This window comes from Planococcus sp. TJ-201 (assembly GCF_058268495.1).
On the sequence record NZ_JBZDOG010000002.1, the window covers coordinates 273,152 to 288,013 of the forward strand.

The window sequence follows — 14,862 nt, forward strand, 5'->3', positions numbered from 1 at the left end:
GTGGTACCGCGGAAGCAAAGCGTTTTCGTCCTTGTAAAAACAGGGATGATTGCGCTTTTTAATTTGAAGAAAGAGAGTGATGAACATGAAAATCGTATGTGTAGGTGCGGGATCGATGGCAGAGTCCATGATTCATGGCTGGATCAATAAACGAATTATGAAACCGGAGGAAATATCGGTCATGAACCGGTCTGATCAGGACCGCTTGGAATTTTTAAGCGACGAATATGGTGTTCATATTGTTTGCGCAGAAAAAACAGAGCTGAAAGATGCTCATTTTATCTTGCTGGCAATGAAGCCGAAAGATGTGGAGGCTGCACTAAGCGGTATTAAAGACAAGCTGACTGGCAATACCGTCATCTTATCTGTTGCAGCTGGTGTTTCTATCGAAACAATTCAAAAGCATGTAGGAAACTTCCCAGTAGCGCGGGCCATGCCAAACACATCGGCTAAAATTGGCAAGTCCGCAACAGGCGTGGCTTGGAGCAAGCACGTAACAAAAGAACAGCAGCACGATTTGCGTGATTTGCTGTCTTCAATCGGCAGCGTAACAGTCGTAGAGGAAGAACAATTGCATGCTGTTACGGGCGTTGCCGGCAGCGGTCCGGCATATATTTATTATTTTGCGGAAGCAATGACCGAAGCAGCCGTAGCGAATGGCCTGTCCAATGCAGATGCCAAAAAGCTTGTCCGCCAAACCTTTGCTGGAGCAGCTGAAATGTTGCAGCAGGAAGATTTTGCTGAACTGCGCCAGAAAGTTACGAGCCCGAACGGAACGACTGCAGCAGGCCTGAAATCATTAGCAGACAATCATTTTAAAGAAACGATTGGCGAATGCGTAACACGAGCTTCTGAACGATCAAAAGAGCTTGGAAAAGAATTTAAATAAATTCTTCTGTATACTTTGTAAGTGTATACCTATAAGGAGGATGTTGAATGGCGAAGTTATTTGAACCTTACGAGATCAAACAAACCAGTTTTAAAAACCGCATCGTCATGGCACCGATGTGCATGTATCAAAGTGATCAGGAAGACGGCCAAGTTATGGACTGGCACCGTATCCATTATCCGACTCGAGCGGTTGGAGGCGTCGGCCTAATTATAACTGAAGCAACTGCCGTCCAGCCAGAGGGCCGTATTTCAGCCAGAGATCTCGGCATTTGGGAAGACAGCCATATTGATGGCCAGGCAGAGATCGTCCGTTTAATGAAACAAAATGGAGCCAAAACAGGGATTCAATTGGCCCATGCTGGACGAAAGGCAACAATCGATGGCGAGATCTATTCGGCAAGTGCCATTGCCTTTGATGAAAGTTACAAAACACCTAAGGAAATGTCTGCAGCGGACATTGAAGAAACAATCCAAGCTTTTAAACACGGGGCTACCCGTTCAAAGAAAGCCGGTTTTGATGTAATTGAACTACATGCAGCTCACGGCTATTTAATTAATCAATTTCTCTCTCCGTTAACCAACAAACGCACTGACGAGTACGGCGGCAATGCACAGAACCGCTACCGGCTTTTAGGGCAAGTCATTGATGCCGTCAATGAAGTATGGAATGGCCCGCTGTTTGTCCGAATTTCCGCACACGATTACAGTGAAGGCGGCATGACGCCTGAAGATTACGTAGAAATGTGCCAATGGATGAAGCAGCAAGGCGTCGATTTGATTGATGTCAGTTCTGGTGCGGTTGTACCTGCAAGAATTTCTGTTTATCCTGGCTATCAGGTGCCTTTTGCGGAAACCATCAAAACGCACACTCCCATAGCAACTGGGGCAGTTGGTTTGATCACCAGCGCATTGCAGGCAGAAGAAATTCTTCAAAACAATCGTGCAGATATGGTCTTCCTTGCCCGTGAACTGCTTCGCGATCCTTATTGGGCATACACTGCTGCCAAAGAGCTAAAGGCCGACATTACGGCCCCTGTGCCCTATGAGCGCGGTTGGGTATAAGGCGGTTGCAAAATAATTCAGATTTAGTATACTAAAGATAACGTAAAAAACCGAATGCGTGAGCATTCGGCCAGCTGTATGCCGCCACGAGAGCGGTTGGCTGGAATACAGGCTTAAAAAATAACCGTCATTCCACGCCACATGGGACGGTTATTTTTTTTTGTTTATGACCAAAATCATGGAAACGACGAGTGTCAAAGCGCTGATCGTTAACCCGATGCTCGTAAAAACGAGACCGAAAGATTCTGTGATGGTCATGTTACCACCCCCTTTCCTGGGGAATGGCCAAACCGCCCTCATACAGCTGTAACTTTATTTTATCACAAAAGGAACGTGTGTTCTATTATTTCCATAAATAATTTTTGCATTTACTAAAAAAAGCCATCTTTTAGGGACGGCTTACCTGTTTTTTCCTGATTTTTTTATCGTGCTGTACCCAGTCGAATTCGGCAAAATCGTGTGCAATCCAACCACGCGGATGAATTTCCTTCATTTGCTTCAGCAGCAGCTTGTCATCTTCCGGCAAAAAACGAGCGCTGATGTGGTTCATGATTAACGTATCAGCACCAGCCAAACGAGCTGTTTCGGCGGCATCGTAAACAGTTGAATGGCCGTATTCCCCAGCCATTTTTTTAGAAGTTCCATCAAACGTTGCTTCGTGGACCAAAACATCTGCCCCGCGGCCCAGCTCTACAGCTGCTTCGCAAAAACGGGTGTCCCCTAAAATTGTGACGATAAATCCGGGTTCTTCAGGTTCTGTCACATCCTGGCTTCGAACCCACTGCCCAGCAGCGACTTCCACATCTTCTCCGTTTTTCAACTTCGCCAGCAGCGGGCCTTTCGGGACGCCAAGTGCCAGCGCCTTATTGACTAGAAGTTTCGGCGGCAATGGCTTTTGGGTAATGCGATAGCCGTAAGATGGAATGACATGATTCAGCAAACGGGTTTCCACCGTCATCAATTCGTCTTCAAACAGCAGGCCTTCCGAGAGCTCATGAAACACTATCGGATAAGTCAGGTGGGTACGGCTTAAGGACAATGTCATTTCAATGTATTCTTTAATTCCCGCCGGACCATAGATATCCAATGCCTCATCGCCTCCCTGAAAAGAGCGAGAGCCAAGCAACCCAGGCAGGCCAAATATATGATCGCCATGCAGGTGAGTGATAAAAATCTTTTCAATTTTTCGGGGCTTTACAGTCGTGTGAAGAATTTGATGCTGTGTCGCTTCCCCGCAATCGAACAACCAAACGGTTCCCCGTTCTTCAAGCAACTTCAGCACCAGTGCAGAAGTATTGCGTTGTTTTGAAGGCATTCCGGCACCGGTGCCTAAAAATAATAATTGCATGCTTTCCCTACTTTCTTTCGTGATCATGATCATCCAAGAAATCTTTGCTGAAACTTGTTTTTGAATCATAATTTGTTTTTTTGATTTTTGTACCCCTTGTCAAAACGCTTTTGCCAAATCGGTTCTCCAGTTGTGACATCAAATTGAGGATTGGCTCTTCACGAACATGCTCCTGGAAATTAAAGATCGACAATTGTTCTGTCATGTCGCCTTTATCAGCGACATTTGACACGGTGACACCAATCAGCCGGAGAGGCTCTCCGTTCCAATGCTTAGTGAACAACTGCCAGGCGTTCCGGTGAATATCATCTGCTTTCCAGACGGTGTTGTTCAGCGTGATGCTGCGGGTCCTGTTTTTCCAATCCGAGCTGCGCGTCTGGATGCTGACTGTAGGACCGGCTAGTTCTTTTGCTTCCAAACGATTGGCCACTTTTTCACTAAGCTGACGAAACAGAGCCTTGAGCTTTTGTTCATCCGTTTCATCAACTGGCAATGTTGTTGATGTACCAACACTTTTGGTGTCGTAGATTGAATCCGGATCCACTGGCCGATTATCAACACCGTTTGCCCGAGCTTGCAGACGAATACCGTTTTTCCCCATTTTTTCTTTGACCAGTCCTTCATTCGCTGTAGCCAGCTCCCCAATGGTTTCAATCTTTAAGCTTTTCAGCCGGGCTGCCGTACTGTCGCCAATTCCGTGCATTTCGATGACCGGTTTTGGCCACAGCATGGCTTTAATATCACGTTTTCGCAAAACGGTGATGCCGAGCGGCTTTTTCATATCAGAAGCGGTTTTGGCCAAAAACTTATTGGGCGCAATGCCGATCGAACAGGGAAGATCCAATTCAGCAAGCAGGCGCTGCTGAATTTCGTCCGCAATTTCCAATGCATGCCGCTGTTCAGCCAATTCCGTGACATCGACATAGCCTTCATCAATCGATACCGGTTCGACCATTTCCGTGTAGGAACGCAAAATATCAAACATTGCTTTTGAGGCTGCCCGGTAGCGTTCAAAGTTTGGCGGCAGGAGCAGAAGATCTGGGTATTTCCGCTTGGCTTCATGCACTTGCATGGTGGTGTAAATGCCATGTGCACGGGCTTCATAAGAGCAAGTGACAATAATGCCCCTACGCTCTTTGGGATTTCCCGCGATGGCGATGGCTTTGCCTTTGAGCTCTGGATTATGCGATTGCTCGACAGATGCATAAAAACTGTTCATATCAATATGGAAGATGATTCGGCTGGCCATGAAAATCGCTCTTCTTTCCGTTTTCTTTCAGTGTATCAAAAAAAGAGGGAACATACATCCTGTTCCCTCTCTCCCGCAACGTTCATTATTTAATTTTGTGTGGATTCTTTGACGATTTCAACCAGCAATTCAGTCAGCTTTTCGAGTTCTTCAATCGGCATGCGTTCGTTTTTCGTATGAATTTCTTCATACCCGACACAGAGGTTGACAGTTGGAATGCCAAAGCCGTTGAAAATATTGGCATCGCTGCCGCCCCCGCTTGTCAAAATGGGTGACGGCCGACCAATTTTAGCCGCTGCTTTTTGTGCAATTTCCACCACTGGATCCATATCATCAAAATGGAATCCCGGGTACATCAGCTTAACTTCCGTCTCGGCACGGCCACCCATTTTTTCTGCCATCTGTTCAAACACTGACTCCATATGCGTGGTTTGATCTGCCAGTTTATCTTCACTGATTGAACGCGCTTCTGACAAAATATTGACTTCATCACAGACAATATTCGTCGCTCGACCGCCTTCAAAACGGCCGATATTGGCCGTTGTTTCTTCGTCAATGCGTCCAAGCGTCATTTTTGCGATGGCTTTCGCCGCTATGGTAATGGCGGAAACGCCTTTTTCCGGCGCTACACCTGCATGAGCCGTTTTTCCATGAATGGTCGTCCACAATTTCGCCTGATTCGGGGCTGCTGTGACAATGCCGCCGACTTTGCCGTCGCTGTCGACCGCATAGCCGTATTTGGCAATCAATAGAGACGAGTCCAGCTCCTTCGCGCCAACCAAACCACTTTCTTCTCCGGCTGTAATGACCAATTGAATATCACCGTGTTCCACTTGCTGCTCCTGAAGCACACGAATCATTTCAAACAATGCCGCAATTCCCGCTTTGTCATCTGCTCCCAAAATCGTCGTGCCATCCGAGTAGACATAGCCGTCGCGAATTTCAGGCTTGACGCCGACGCCTGGCGTAACTGTATCCATGTGGACCGTAAAATAAATAGCCGGAACTTCGCTCAGCGTGCCGCGAAGCGTAGCGATAATATTGCCTGCACCGTGGCCGGTAACTGCCGCGGATTCATCGATTGCGACATGAAAGCCCATTGCCTCCAGTTTAGTTTGGAGAATTGCGGCGATTTCGCCTTCGTGCTTGGTTTCAGAATCAATTTGGAGCAATTCGAGAAATTCGTTTATCAGTCTTTCATTATTCATTCAAAGCACCTCTTCTGTTCTTACAGCGGCATATTGCCGTGTTTTTTGGCTGGCCGTGTATCTTTTTTATTGCGCATCATGTCCAATGCCTGAATCAGTTTAATGCGCGTTTCGCGCGGATCGATAACGTCATCGACCATGCCCTGTGCAGCTGCAACATAAGGATTGGCGAATTTCACGCGGTATTCTTCAATTTTCGCTGCACGGGTTTCTTCTGGATTATCGCTTGCTGCGATTTCACGGGCAAAAATAATATTGGCAGCGCCATTAGGCCCCATTACCGCAATTTCTGCATTTGGCCACGAATACACCAAGTCGGCACCGATTGATTTGGAATTAAGCGCCACGTAGGCTCCTCCGTATGCTTTTCTGAGGATAACCGTCATTTTTGGAACAGTCGCTTCCGAATAGGCATACAATATTTTCGCACCGTGGCGAATGATGCCGCCGTGTTCCTGCTTGATCCCAGGGAAAAAGCCGGTAACGTCTTCAAACGTGATCAATGGAATATTGAACGAATCGCAGAACCGGATAAAACGCGCTGCTTTATCGGAAGAGTCAATATCAAGGCCGCCTGCCATAACTTTTGGCTGGTTGCAGACAAGACCCACTGTTTCGCCTTTAATGCGGGCAAGTCCAATCACAATATTGCGGGCAAACTCCGGCTGCACTTCCATAAAGCTGGCCCTGTCGACCACTTGCTCGACCACTTTTCGCACGTCATATGGACGGATTGCTTCATAAGGCACAACGTCAGCCAAATCCGGACGGTAATCGTCTTCTTCGCCGCTTTCAAGACGCGGCGGCATTTCGGTATTGTTTTGCGGCAAATAGCTAATTAATTGACGGACCATTTCCAGTACTTTTTGCTCTGACTCGCCGCGGAAATGGGCATTGCCGCTAATGGCTGTATGTACTCTCGATCCTCCAAGATCCTCAGAGGAAATTTTTTCACCTGTAACAGTTTCGATCACTTTTGGTCCGGTAATAAACATTTGGCTAGTCTTGTCGACCATAAAGACAAAGTCTGTTATAGCCGGCGAATAAACTGCTCCGCCTGCAGAAGGCCCCATAATGACTGAAATTTGTGGAATGACGCCTGAATAAATGGAATTGCGGTAGAAAATTTGGCCATAGCCATCGAGTGACAGAACGCCTTCTTGGATGCGGGCGCCGCCCGAATCATTCAGACCGATGAACGGTGCACCGTTTCGCGCCGCCAAGTCCATAACGTTGGCAATTTTTTTAGCATGCATTTCACCGAGAGCTCCGCCAAAAACGGTAAAATCCTGCGAAAACAAGTAAATGGGTCTGCCGTTTACTTTGCCATATCCGGTTACGACTCCTTCCCCAGGACCTTTTGCCATGCCAAAATCTGTCGTGCGATGTTCGACGAAAGGACTCAATTCAACAAAAGAGCCTTCATCGAGCAATAAATCAATGCGTTCACGTGCTGTCAGTTTGCCTTTGTCGTGCTGCTTAGCAATGCGTTCTTCGCCGCCGCCCAGTTCAATCTCACGCTTCCGGTCATACAGCTCATTGATTCTTTCGTAAATATCCATTTTCCCACTCCCTAATCATTCTTTTTCACAAATTTCGTATAATACCCCGTTTGAAGATTTTGGATGCAAAAATGCCACCATTGCTCCGCCGGCACCTGGGTTTGGCTTGTCGCTTAACAAACGCACACCATTATTACGCAGCTCTTCCATTCGCTGTTCGATGTTTTCCACTCCAAACGCAATGTGATGAATGCCCTCACCTTTTTTCTCCAGAAACTTAAAGATGGCGCTTTCATCATCCATCGGTTCCAGCAATTCGAGTTTCACATTACCAGCATCAATAAATGCGACGCGTACTTTCTGCGACGCCACTTCTTCGATTTGCATCAGCGGGAGCCCGAGTGTATCCGTATAATAAGGAAGGACCTCCTCCAAATCCCGTACAGCGATTCCGATATGGTCTACTTTCTTCATCCCTTTTCACTTCCTTTTTTGACTTCCCTCTTATTGTACAGATTCACTGTCGAAAACTCTAGCTGTTAGCGAATATTTGGAAAACAGACAACGTGTCTCTTCAACTCCACGTTGAAATATGATATGCTTTGAACAAAGATCTGATTGACAAAGGAGTTTACCACTAATGAGAAATGCGGCTTTCCGCAAGTTTATCGTATACGCGATGATCGTCATCATGCTTCTATCAAGTTTAATGATGGGCTTGAGCTTTGTAATTTAATGAATTTAAAAACAGCAAGAGCTTAGAGCTCTTGCTGTTTTTTGTTTCAGGATATTTTTAGTCTAACCAGTGTATTGCTGGTCTGTCTTATGCCCAACAGAGCTACACGGCCGCTTCCGCTTTTCTTTATTGTCCAGCTCCAACGCCCAGATTCTAGGGTCATAAGTCACTCTGGCTGTGCGGCTGAAAAAATGCCGCTTCGCCAGAGCATCTTATGCCCGTCGAATCTACACGGGCGTTTCCGCTTTTCTTTATTGTCCAGACTCCAACGCCCAGCTCTTTGGGTCATAAGCCATCCCAGCTTTGTGGCAAAGATACGCCACATCGCCGGTCTGTCTTATGCCCGGCAGAGCTACACGGGCGCTTCCGCTTTTCTTGTGCTAAAGCCTTTGTACGATTGCTTGATCTCCAAATAGGATTCCATTTCGTGAATGACTTGGTAGAGTTCGGCCATGGCTAGGAACTTTTCGTGGTGATCGGGCAGCGGCAAGGCGGCAAAGTTTTCTTTGACTTTGTCCAGTTTTGATATATAGCGGTACGCGGTATTGCCGGAATGGACGTGCTCTGACAAATCTTCGAGGAAATCAGCCACCAGTTCTGTCTGGTCTACAATTACAGGCAGCGCAGTGATTTTTGGCAAAATCCGCTCGATAATCTCGAGTTGCTGCTCACGCATTTCAAAATAATGATAGTACTTGTTTTCGTGACGTGTAATGTGATTTTCAACGTCCTGGTACGCCAATGCTTTGGCACTCTCCAGCAGTTTTCGGGCTTCCATCAGTTCTTTGCCGGTCCAGGCAGATTCGCCTTCACGCAAATAGACAACGATTTCGCGAAATATGGATGCATATAAATTTTCAATTTCATAGCGATAGTTTGCCAGTTTTTTTTCAATGCTTGGCATGTACATATTGACTGCCAGCGCGGTACCAAATCCGATCAGCATTAACGCCAATTCATTAACCAACAAATCAAAATTCAAGTTTTTGGCATCGTAAAGGTGCATCAAGATTACGGAACTTGAGACAAATCCATCTTGGAACCGCAGCGTCACCAATAATGGAATAAAGAGGACAATGAGGACGCCGATGATAATCGGGTGATAAGCGATTCCTTCAAAAAAGATCAATGCATATAAGATGGCAATCAAACTGGCGATAAACCGGGAAAAAGCAGCCCGAATCGATTTTTTCTTAGTTGGTTGTATACAAAGGATCGTCAAAATACCAGCAGATACATAATAGTCGAGCTGCAGCAATTGCGCGAGATAAATTGCAATCGATACCCCCAACGCGGTTTTCATTGTTCGATACCCAATTGAAAAAGGCTTTAAATTCAGCTTCATTGTCCCCTCCATATTTTGGCATGAAAAAAATGCCCCCAAAAGAGGCATTCAATCTTATACTTCGTCGCAATGCTGTTCAAAGATTGCTTGAATATGTGTAATTACAGACATTGGGTCGTGGCCTTCAATTTCATGGCGGCCGATTTCATCAACCATTTTTCCGTCTTTTAAAAAGACGAACGATGGAGAAGATGGCAAGTGGTCGTCACCGAAAATTGCGCGTGCTTGGGCAGTTGCTTCTTTGTCCTGTCCTGCAAAAACCGTAAACAAGTTATCCGGGCGTTTGTCGTAATGGATCGAATGCAAAGCTGCTGGGCGTGCAATGCCGCCTGCACATCCACATACCGAGTTGACCATAACAAGGCTTGTGCCTTTTTGTGAAAATGCTTCATTTACTGCATCAGCTGTTTCAAGCTGTGTATATCCACCATCAATCAATTCCTGGCGGGCTTGTGTGGCAATATCATTCATTAGGAAATTAAAATCCATGCTCATCAACTATCACTCCTTATCATTGCTCATCTAATCATAGCAGGTGTTCAACCGACTTGCAAAAAAGCTTACTCAAAAAGGCGTGTGATTGCCTGTGCGACAGTTAATCGATCTTCCAACACTTGCTTTTCGAGCTCTTTGACCAATTGGCGGCGCTCCGCATCATCAAAAAAGCGGCTATGCAGCTCATCTGTGATCATCGAACGAAACCAGTCTTGTGTTTGTTTCTGCCGCCTTTTTTTCCAATAGCCATTGCTTTTTGCCTCAGCTTCAAATTCCTCGACGACTTCCCAAACAGCTGGAATGGCAGTATTTTCAAGCGAGGAAACCGCAAGCGGCCGGGTTGTCCAGCCTTCTGTTGCCGGCTGCAGAAAATGCAGCATTTGCTTGTATTCGGCAACCGTCTTTTTCGCCAGCCGTGCATTGTCTCCATCCGCCTTGTGGACCAGAATAGCATCTGCCAGCTCCAATATCCCTTTTTTCATGCCTTGCAGCTCGTCCCCTGCACCTGTTAGGACCAACAACAAGAACATGTCCACCATGCCCCGCACCAGTGTTTCACTTTGGCCGACGCCAACGGTTTCCACTAAGACTACATCGTATCCTGCCGCTTCACACAGCAGCATTGTTTCGCGCGTCTTTTTGTGGACACCGCCGAGCGTTCCAGCAGTGGGCGATGGACGGATAAAGGCTTTTGGATTGCGGGCGAGCTCTTCCATCCGGGTTTTGTCCCCGAGAATGCTGCCGCCGGTGAGTGACGAACTCGGATCAATTGCCAGAACGGCAACCCGGTGTCCTAGTCCAGTCAGCATCTCCCCGAAGGTTTCAATAAAGGTGCTTTTGCCTGCTCCGGGAACACCAGTAATGCCGATGCGGACGCTGTTTCCAGTAAAGGGAAGCAAATGGTTCAGCAATTCTTGGCCGCTTTGTTTATGTTCCGGATTGGAACTTTCAAGCAAGGTGATTGCTTTTCCAAGGTACAGGCGCGATCCGCTCCGGACTCCGTCTGCGAGGGCTTGAATATCCAAGGTTTCGGCTAGCGGTTTTTTAAATCGTTTCCGTGGCAAAGCTTTCATGCCATCATGGGTTTCAAGAACCCCTTCCATGACGCGCCGTGAATTTTTTTCGCGGCTCATCAGTCTGCCACTTCCTCGTACCCGAGGCGCACATAGATTTCTTCGATCACTTTTTGTGCAGCCACCGGAATGACGGTTCCTGGTCCAAAGATTGCACTGGCTCCATTGTTGCGGAGGAATTCGTAATCTTGAGCCGGAATAACACCGCCGACTACGATCAAAATATCTTCGCGGCCAATTTTTACAAGTTCCGCCTTAAGGTCTGGGACTAAGGTCATATGCCCTGCTGCTAGAGAACTAACCCCGATTACATGGACGTCATTTTCAGCAGCCTGCTGAGCCGTTTCTGCCGGTGTTTGGAACAATGGCCCGATATCAACGTCAAAGCCCAAATCGGCAAACGCTGTAGCAATCACTTTGGCTCCGCGGTCATGTCCATCCTGCCCCATTTTGGCGATTAGGATACGCGGACGGCGTCCTTCATTTTCAATAAAGTCTTCCGTCATCTCTTTAACAATTTCCATTTCCTGCTGGTTGGAGAAGTTTGAACTGTAGACTCCGCTCACGGAACGAATCACCGCCTTATGTCTTCCGGATGCTTGCTCAATTGCGTCAGAAATTTCACCAAGTGATGCTCGGTGCCGCGCCGCTTCGATTGCACAAGCCAATATATTGTCCTCGCCAGTTTTCGCGGCTGCTGCCAAAGCTTCCAGGGCCGCTGCCACTTTTTCGCTGTCGCGATCGGCTTTCATGCGATCCAATCGTTCGATTTGCGTTTTGCGAACCATTGTATTGTCGATATTCAGGATGTCGATTGGATCTTCCTGCTCAAGCCGGTAGCGGTTGACCCCAATGATTACTTCTTCGTTGGAATCGATTTGTGCCTGCTTTTTCGCAGCTGCTTCTTCGATGCGCATTTTCGGCAAGCCGGTTTCGATGGCTTTAGCCATGCCCCCCAATTCTTCCACTTCCTCAATCAAATCCCATGCCTTTTCCATCAATTCCTTGGTTAGCGATTCCACATAATACGAACCACCCCACGGATCGATCACATTGGTCATCATGGTTTCCTCTTGAAGGAACAACTGGGTATTGCGCGCAATCCGTGCAGAAAAATCGGTTGGCAAGGCAATTGCTTCATCCAGCGCATTGGTATGGAGCGACTGAGTATGGCCCATAGCTGCTGCATTTGCTTCGATCAAAGTCCGGGTCACATTGTTAAACGGATCCTGTTCGGTCAAACTCCAGCCCGATGTTTGAGAATGCGTACGCAGCGCTAAAGCTTTATCATTTTTCGGATCGAAGCTTTTCATCATTTTCGCCCAAATTTCACGCCCAGCACGCATTTTTGCCACTTCCATAAAATAGTTCATGCCAATGCCCCAGAAAAAGGACAAACGAGGCGCAAAATGGTCGATATCAATGCCTGCGGCGAGTCCTGTGCGAACATACTCCAGTCCATCAGCAAGCGTATACGCCAATTCAAGATCCGCGGTCGCTCCCGCTTCCTGAATGTGATAGCCGGAAATGGAAATGGAATTGAACTTTGGCATATGATTCGATGTGTATTTGAAAATATCGGCAATTATTTGCATGGACATAGCCGGTGGATAGATGTACGTATTGCGGACCATGTATTCTTTTAAAATGTCATTTTGGATCGTTCCCGACAATTGTTCGGGAGAAACGCCTTGTTCTTCGGCCGCTACAATAAAGAACGCCATGATTGGCACGACAGCACCGTTCATCGTCATCGACACGGACATTTGGTCCAGGGGAATCCCATCGAACAGGATTTTCATGTCCTCTACGCTATCAATAGCTACCCCTGCTTTACCTACATCCCCGACTACACGTTCATGGTCGGAGTCATAGCCGCGGTGCGTCGCCAGGTCAAAGGCAACGGATAAGCCTTTTTGGCCCATTGCTAAATTGCGGCGGTAAAAAGCATTGCTTTCTTCGGCTGTCGAGAATCCGGCATATTGGCGAACAGTCCAAGGACGCGAAACATACATGGTTGGATATGGCCCGCGGACATTTGGTGCAAATCCAGGCATACTTTCTTCCAGAAATTCAATGTCCTGCTGTGTGTAGACGGGTTTGATATCAATGCCTTCATTCGTGGTAAAGGGGCTTTGCTGCTGAACCTCCTGGGAAGCAACAGATAATTGATCGAGCTTTACTTTGGAAAAATCAGGTTTGGCCATTTAAAGTGCCGCCTTTCCGAGTTCAAGAATTTTCTTCAATTTTGTAGTAAGATGCTTTCCGGAATACAGCGTGTCGTTTATGCCGTAACTTGCCCAATCAGCCAGCTGTTCTTTTGAATACCTGCCTGCCAGATCGATGCTTGCACGTGTATCCAAACCTTGAACCACAGCAGCAATCGCTTCTTTTGAGCCACAAAGAACCGCATAATCAATACTTTCATGAGCTAGAAATTGATTAATTTCTCCGGCAGTTGCTGTATATGGGCTAATTAACGGCTCAATTCCACCTACGGCCAAAAATCCAGAAACAAAATCGACTTGCCCTTTGCAGTTTTTCAAAGGTTCTGCCAAAATGATGGCGGTTTTCAACTCGGTCACTCTGCTTTGCGCCCGAATTTTTTCAAAAGGGGTCGCAAGGCGCTTAGCTGTCATATATTCTAAATGGCCGTCATCGATTTTCGCATCTTTGACCGCTTCTTGAGGGTTAGCATAGATATTGGTGCCAATCAGTGATTGTTTGCGTGTTGCTACATTTTTTTCTCTGTCAATCCATTTTGCTTGAATATCGTCTGTCAGCCATCCTGATTTGATTACTTCAGAATAACCTCCTGCCTCTTCGATTTCCAAGAAATAACTCCATGCAGCGTCCACATATTCTTTTGTTAAGGTTTCAATAAAATAGGAGCCTGCCGACGGATCTACTACATGCGATACGTGTGCCTCTTCTTTAATAACCAGCTGAACGTTGCGGGCGATGCGCCGGCTCGACAGGTCAGGTTCTGTCAAAAAGTCGTGTGGGTGCACAGTGTGTGCATCGGTGCCACCAAGGACAGCCGCAAATGTGGAATTCCCTGCACGCAACAGGTTCACGTAAGGATCCAGTTTAGAATAGGAGCGGACGGATGTCTCTGTAAAAAGCGGGATCGTCGGCGCTTTTTCTCCATAGGCTGAACTAAAAGCTTGCCATAACACACGGAATGCACGCAGCTTCGCGATTTCCTGAAAAAACTGAGTATCTACCGCAAATCGGATCCATGTGTCAGCAGCGGTTTCCAGAAAATCTTCTTCCCCCATGCGCTCTGAGAGGATGCTGAGAGCAACCCCCAGTTCATGTACCGCTGTTCCGCCCGCATGGTGAATCGGAATCGTATCAACTAGTTGGGTACGAACCCGTTTCGGCGCAATGACTGTTTCTTCTGAAAAAATAACGCCTTGCACTTGGTCCAGCTGCTCTGGAGCCACAAATTCGAATACCCGTAGAATGTCCTGGTCTTCACCAACCAATTTAAAATAAAGCGGGTATTGGACAATCAGTTCCGCCAGTTCTTTCAATTGCGCATCTGTCCACTCGAATTTTCGAAAACCTGTATAAACAACGGTTTCATTTCCTCGGAGAAGGTCGTCCTGCATCAATGCCAAGTATTCTTCGGCAGAATTGGCCATTACTTCTTGAGAAACAAGCCAGCTTGGCTGATGCTTGCCGTGTTGGATTGCGGCTATTTGCGCCGGTACGTAGTTGCCCAATTGATCGAGCATGCTTTTAATATATAAAGGTTCAAGTTTCACATCTTCTATTGTAGGCGTTTTCAAAGTTTCGTCGAAGGGTTTGCCTTTAATTGCTTTTTCAGCTGCTTGCTGCCACTCACTGTATGTACGCGTTGGAAATTTTGTTTTTTTCATCGAATCGATTGTCAAACTATTCCCTCCTCAAAGGCTATCTGTCTTCATTTTACCCGACTGGACGCT

At 46.9% G+C, this 14,862-nt stretch carries 13 protein-coding genes; 3 read left to right on the top strand and 10 right to left on the bottom strand.

The annotated features are described in order from the left end of the window. Positions 1-79: 79 nt before the first annotated feature. A complete protein-coding gene (gene proC / locus AC4EG4_RS07075; RefSeq protein WP_490978573.1) occupies positions 80-889 on the top strand; it encodes a pyrroline-5-carboxylate reductase in 810 nt (269 codons plus the stop codon). A gap of 47 nt (positions 890-936) precedes the next feature. After that, positions 937-1,953 (top strand): NADPH dehydrogenase NamA, encoded by a 1,017-nt coding sequence (namA, locus tag AC4EG4_RS07080; RefSeq protein WP_490987393.1) that lies wholly within the window; start codon positions 937-939, stop codon positions 1,951-1,953. Between the two features lie 388 nt (positions 1,954-2,341). On the opposite strand, the gene rnz is transcribed toward namA, so the two are convergent. The 5 genes from rnz to mce all read right to left on the bottom strand — a co-directional run bounded on the left by rnz (position 2,342) and on the right by mce (position 7,734). Next, a complete protein-coding gene (gene rnz, locus AC4EG4_RS07085; RefSeq protein ID WP_490987394.1) occupies positions 2,342-3,301 on the bottom strand; it encodes a ribonuclease Z in 960 nt (319 codons plus the stop codon). 7 nt (positions 3,302-3,308) lie between these two features. Continuing rightward, positions 3,309-4,550 carry a DNA polymerase IV gene (locus tag AC4EG4_RS07090; protein WP_490987395.1) on the bottom strand — a complete coding sequence of 414 codons (1,242 nt, stop codon included), beginning with the start codon at positions 4,548-4,550 and terminating at the stop codon, positions 3,309-3,311. Between the two features lie 89 nt (positions 4,551-4,639). After that, positions 4,640-5,758 (bottom strand): M20/M25/M40 family metallo-hydrolase, encoded by a 1,119-nt coding sequence (locus AC4EG4_RS07095; RefSeq protein ID WP_490978577.1) that lies wholly within the window; start codon positions 5,756-5,758, stop codon positions 4,640-4,642. Positions 5,759-5,778: 20 nt separating this feature from the next. Next, a complete protein-coding gene (locus AC4EG4_RS07100) occupies positions 5,779-7,320 on the bottom strand; it encodes an acyl-CoA carboxylase subunit beta (protein WP_490978578.1) in 1,542 nt (513 codons plus the stop codon). 15 nt (positions 7,321-7,335) lie between these two features. After that, positions 7,336-7,734 (bottom strand): methylmalonyl-CoA epimerase, encoded by a 399-nt coding sequence (gene mce / locus AC4EG4_RS07105; RefSeq protein ID WP_490987396.1) that lies wholly within the window; start codon positions 7,732-7,734, stop codon positions 7,336-7,338. A 166-nt stretch (positions 7,735-7,900) separates the two neighbouring features. Here mce and prli42 point away from each other — a divergent pair, with 166 nt between their 5' ends. Next, positions 7,901-7,996 (top strand): stressosome-associated protein Prli42, encoded by a 96-nt coding sequence (prli42, locus tag AC4EG4_RS07110; protein ID WP_490978580.1) that lies wholly within the window; start codon positions 7,901-7,903, stop codon positions 7,994-7,996. Positions 7,997-8,348: 352 nt separating this feature from the next. On the opposite strand, the gene AC4EG4_RS07115 is transcribed toward prli42, so the two are convergent. From AC4EG4_RS07115 to AC4EG4_RS07135, 5 genes are all read right to left on the bottom strand, one after another. Beyond that, the gene (locus tag AC4EG4_RS07115; protein ID WP_490978581.1) at positions 8,349-9,341 is read right to left on the bottom strand and encodes an aromatic acid exporter family protein; all 993 of its coding nucleotides are present in this window, start codon (positions 9,339-9,341) and stop codon (positions 8,349-8,351) included. A 54-nt stretch (positions 9,342-9,395) separates the two neighbouring features. Next, on the bottom strand, positions 9,396-9,836 hold the full coding sequence (locus AC4EG4_RS07120) for a BrxA/BrxB family bacilliredoxin (RefSeq protein ID WP_490978582.1): 441 nt from the start codon (positions 9,834-9,836) through the stop codon (positions 9,396-9,398). Positions 9,837-9,901: 65 nt separating this feature from the next. Further along, positions 9,902-10,969, bottom strand: coding sequence for a methylmalonyl Co-A mutase-associated GTPase MeaB (gene meaB / locus AC4EG4_RS07125; RefSeq protein ID WP_490978583.1), 1,068 nt, complete (start codon positions 10,967-10,969; stop codon positions 9,902-9,904). Next, on the bottom strand, positions 10,969-13,116 hold the full coding sequence (gene scpA / locus AC4EG4_RS07130; protein ID WP_490987397.1) for a methylmalonyl-CoA mutase: 2,148 nt from the start codon (positions 13,114-13,116) through the stop codon (positions 10,969-10,971). Before scpA ends, meaB begins: the two co-directional genes overlap by 1 nt. Beyond that, a complete protein-coding gene (locus AC4EG4_RS07135; RefSeq protein ID WP_490987398.1) occupies positions 13,117-14,811 on the bottom strand; it encodes a methylmalonyl-CoA mutase family protein in 1,695 nt (564 codons plus the stop codon). It abuts the gene before it with no gap. Between the last annotated feature and the right edge of the window lie 51 nt (positions 14,812-14,862).